We start from the raw sequence: 4,174 nt of genomic DNA on the forward strand, positions 1-4,174 counted from the left end.
TCACTTTTTGTTTTCTATTCTTATTATGAGTTTAAATCCACGTTTTGACAACTAGGAGGTCATTTCATATTATCTGTAATCACTGGTGAAAGTGGTTCTGGTAAATCTACTTTATTATTTGAACTCGCAGGACTAACACATTATTCCAAGAATGAGTTTTATACCGACAGTAATGATTATGGTTTTGTATTTCAGGATTGTAGATTATTTGATGATTTAACAGCAATACAGAATATTCAACTATTTAGTGAGCTTGCTGAAGTTCCATTTCATAAAGATCAAATGATGAAGCTATTGGATGAATTAGATTTAAATATTGATTTAAATGGAAAAGTAGATATTTTATCTGGTGGTCAAAAACAGAGATTACTTATATTATGCTGTATGATGAAGAATCCGGATATTATCTTTCTAGATGAGCCTACCGCTTATCTAGATACGATCAATAGAGAACATATGAGAAAGATTATTCATGAATTATGTCATAGATATCATAAGACAGTTGTGATTGCGACACATGATATGGGGATGTTGGAGATTGCTGATATACATTACCATATAGAGCACCAGCAAATCATATTAGAGAAAGAATCTTATACAGAGATCAATAAAATAGAACCTAAAGAACATATTCATACAAATCCTGTTACCTATTACTTAAAGGCTGAGAAGTCCAATAGAATCCATTATAAAAGAAATATTGTGATAAGTATTATGATGATCATAGTGACATATATGATGTGCTTTCAAGCTTATTATCAAACAGAAACAGACACTATGATTAATAAAGCAATTGATAATGAATTAAGGATTTCTTATAAAGATGGTGGTAATGCTTATGATATGGGCGGTCAGCCTATTCCTAAAACACTCATTCAAGACATATCCAACAACAGTATGGTTCAAAGTATTCAGCCATTCTTCCAATGGAATGTCTTAAATACGCAGGAGACTATTGTCATACAGCCTTATTATGGGAATATGAAAACATATAAGACTTATACAAAACAATCATTCAGTATTGAGAATAAACAACTCAATACTGATCATGTCTATATTTCTTATTCTCTCTATCAAAAACTAAACAAGACTATCCATATCAAAGGTATTCTTCAAATACCTACAAGTAATACCTACACCTTCAACATGATTCCTTTTGAACTCGTTAATGCAAATGTCACAGATAAAGATATTCATAACCGATATACAAAAACAACAGAAAACATTATTTATATATCTCCAAATCTTTATCAGAAGATAGTAAATCAATATACACAAAACAATACATATCAGTCCAATGTCTATATCATCAAAGTAAACTCATATAAGAACATTCAATCTGTAACTGAGTTTATTAAAAAACATGATTCTGATATAAAGGTCTATAATCCTGTTTCTTCTGCAATATTAAATAAAACAACTACATTTGGATTTGAAATGATACAACAGTTCTCTATGATTATGTTTGTCATGTTTATAAGTACATGTTTTATTATTGGAATATTTGATATTGTTTCTAGACGTTATCAATATGCACTACTATTAGTGAATGGACTTAATAGATTACAATGTCTACAATTAATATTGAAAGAAAGATATTCTTATTGTCTGGTATCTATCATTCTATCTATGATTTCAGTCCTATCTCTATTCTTCTTCCAATATCATATATTACCTTCTATAATGATAGAACAAGCTATTTCTATCTTAATCCTAGTGAATTCAGTTATTCTAATTATTCCTTGTTTGACTTTTCTTGTATTAATGAGATCAAACAATGAAGGAAATCTATTAAAGACAAGTGAGTGATGATTATGAAAAAACTACCCATTATTATAGTCTCTGTAGGATGTATTATTACTGGTCTTATTGTAAGTATGACTCCTGCAGTGAAAGTTGTGAATAATACCACGTATTCTTATTTCAACTATGAACTTCTCGGTATTGGTTTTGCGATTAGTTTATTGCTTGGTATTATCTCCTTATGGTTTATAAAAAGAAAAGAAAACTAATCACATATTAAATTCGGAGGGAAAAACGTCTCTCCGATTTTTTTCAATACTCAACAACTTATCTATAGTTCTGTGCTTATATGATATAATTTTTATGTGAAACAACCGTATACGGTAGGTGGTTATCCTTGGTCGTTATGACGAAGGTACGCAACCCTTCGTAATTCTTCTTTTAAGTTGAAAACGGAAGTGATGCCTGATGACAACGTATGAAATAATACGTAATTAAAAAAAGTTCTTAAGTGTTTCTTAATTTCCACACAAATTACACATATTAGATATATAATACAAAATTGTTGAAGATATAAAGTTGAGGTAGAATAGAAATGAAAAAACATCATTTAAGAAAGAGGGCATATGTCCTATTAGGCTGTATTGTCGTTTTAGTGCTTGGTCTAGGCATTTATTTTATGACACGTCCAGCTGTTAGCTTTAATGAAAGTACACAGGATATTGAAATCAATAGTACTTACAATCCTATGTCTTTTATTAAAAAAGTAAGAGGTAATAAGAGTGATGTGACTGTAGATAATTCTAAAGTTAACGTCAAAAAACTTGGAAAGTATAAGATTACTTATACATTAAACAAGAAGAACTACGTATTAAATGTAGAAGTTGTAGATACTAAGAAACCTACATTTAAGGTAGTGAATAAAGCAGTAGAAGTAGGTACTAAAGTTAAAGCAAGTGAACTTGTGACTGATATTAAAGATGAAACAAAGACTAAGACTTACTTTAAGAAAGATGTATCTTTTGATAAAGAAGGTACACAAAAGGTTACTGTTGTTGTAGAAGATCAGGGTGGTAATAAGACTGAAAAAGAAGTAAATGTGAAAGCTGTAAAGGATACTAAAGCACCACTACTTGCAGGTCTTCAAAATTATGATACGACAATAGGTTCTAACATTGATTTCATGAAGGGTATTACTGTAGAAGATGATTTTGATAAGAATCCTAAGGTATCTGTAGACAGCAGCAAAGTAGATTTTGGAAAAGCAGGTACTTATAAAGTCATCTATACAACTAAAGATAAGTCTGGTAATGAAAGAAAGTATACACAGACTGTTATTGTAAATAATCCACGTCCTGCCAATGCAGTTGCACCTACTGGTGAAAAGGTTGTTTATCTTACATTTGATGATGGACCTTCTCAGAATACTCAGCGTGTGTTAGATATTCTTGATAGATATCATGCGAAAGCAACATTCTTTGTGACTGGTAATGGTCAGAAATATAATTACTTAATTCAGGAAGCACATAAGAGAGGTAATACTATAGCACTTCATACTTATTGTCATGATTATCGTACTGTTTATGCTTCTACTGATGCTTACTTTAATGATTTAAATAAAGTAGGTGATATGGTTAAGGGTCTTATTGGATTTACTCCTCGTTATATTAGATTCCCTGGAGGAAGTTCTAATACAGTTTCTAGACATTATTCTGCAGGTATTATGAGTAATCTTACTAGAATGGTACAGGAAAAAGGTTATCAGTATTATGACTGGAATGTCAGCAGTGGAGATGCATCAGGTAATAATGTGCCTACTGCAAGACTTATTGCGAATGCAACAGCTTCTCGTAATAATCAGATTATGATCTTATTCCATGATACAGCTGCAAAGAATACAACTGTAGAAGCATTACCTAAAGTTATTGAACATTATCAGAGCCTTGGTTATACATTCAAGGGTATTAATGATACAACATTTACACCTCATCAAAGAGTATTAAACTAAAAGCCTCATTCGAGGCTTTTTTCTTTTAGTATCCTATATTTTTTGTTCATTATTCATATTTTCATGATATAATTTTTTCGGAAAATATACTGAATAATATCGTAAGGAGATTTGTTTTGAAGAAAAGAATTATTTCAATTGTTTGTCTATTTTTACTCATCTCATTATTACCTGGATGTTCTTCAGATAAAGAAGAAGAATCTGATGCAATTATTGTGAATGATCAGATAGGACGTCAGATTACAATTAAAGACCAAGTAAAACGTGTAGTAAGCACTTCATATATAACAACTTCTACATGCCTTGCATTAGGAGTAAATGATCAGTTAGTAGGTATAGAAAAGAATGGTAATTTAAAATAACTAGGGGTTTCCTAAATTTTAATTATTACGCAGTAAGGGGTGAATCTCACCCCTTATTTCT

4 protein-coding genes are annotated in these 4,174 nt (G+C 30.6%); all 4 read left to right on the forward strand.

Annotation, left to right across the window (positions count from 1 at the left end; genetic code table 11):
- The first annotated feature begins 78 nt into the window (after positions 1 to 78).
- The 4 genes from EAI80_RS12125 (at position 79) to EAI80_RS12140 (ending at position 4,113) form a co-directional block, all read left to right on the forward strand.
- Positions 79 to 1,809, forward strand: a complete 1,731-nt coding sequence (locus tag EAI80_RS12125; protein ID WP_238634607.1) for an ATP-binding cassette domain-containing protein — start codon at positions 79 to 81, stop codon at positions 1,807 to 1,809.
- A 5-nt stretch (positions 1,810 to 1,814) separates the two neighbouring features.
- The gene (locus EAI80_RS12130) at positions 1,815 to 2,012 is read left to right on the forward strand and encodes a hypothetical protein (protein WP_129982245.1); all 198 of its coding nucleotides are present in this window, start codon (positions 1,815 to 1,817) and stop codon (positions 2,010 to 2,012) included.
- 326 nt (positions 2,013 to 2,338) lie between these two features.
- Positions 2,339 to 3,751, forward strand: a complete 1,413-nt coding sequence (locus tag EAI80_RS12135; RefSeq protein ID WP_129982246.1) for a polysaccharide deacetylase family protein — start codon at positions 2,339 to 2,341, stop codon at positions 3,749 to 3,751.
- A 116-nt stretch (positions 3,752 to 3,867) separates the two neighbouring features.
- On the forward strand, positions 3,868 to 4,113 hold the full coding sequence (locus tag EAI80_RS12140; protein WP_129982247.1) for an ABC transporter substrate-binding protein: 246 nt from the start codon (positions 3,868 to 3,870) through the stop codon (positions 4,111 to 4,113).
- Positions 4,114 to 4,174: the final 61 nt, after the last annotated feature.

The sequence above is a fragment of the Catenibacterium sp. co_0103 genome (assembly GCF_004168205.1).
GTDB classification, from domain to species: domain Bacteria; phylum Bacillota_I; class Bacilli_A; order Erysipelotrichales; family Coprobacillaceae; genus Catenibacterium; species Catenibacterium mitsuoka_A.

Excerpts from the sequence above, each read along its gene's own strand:
- EAI80_RS12130 (WP_129982245.1), top strand. The coding sequence starts at position 1,815 with ATGAAAAAACTACCCATTATTATAGTCTCTGTAGGATGTATTATTACT.
- EAI80_RS12135 (WP_129982246.1), top strand. The coding sequence starts at position 2,339 with ATGAAAAAACATCATTTAAGAAAGAGGGCATATGTCCTATTAGGCTGT.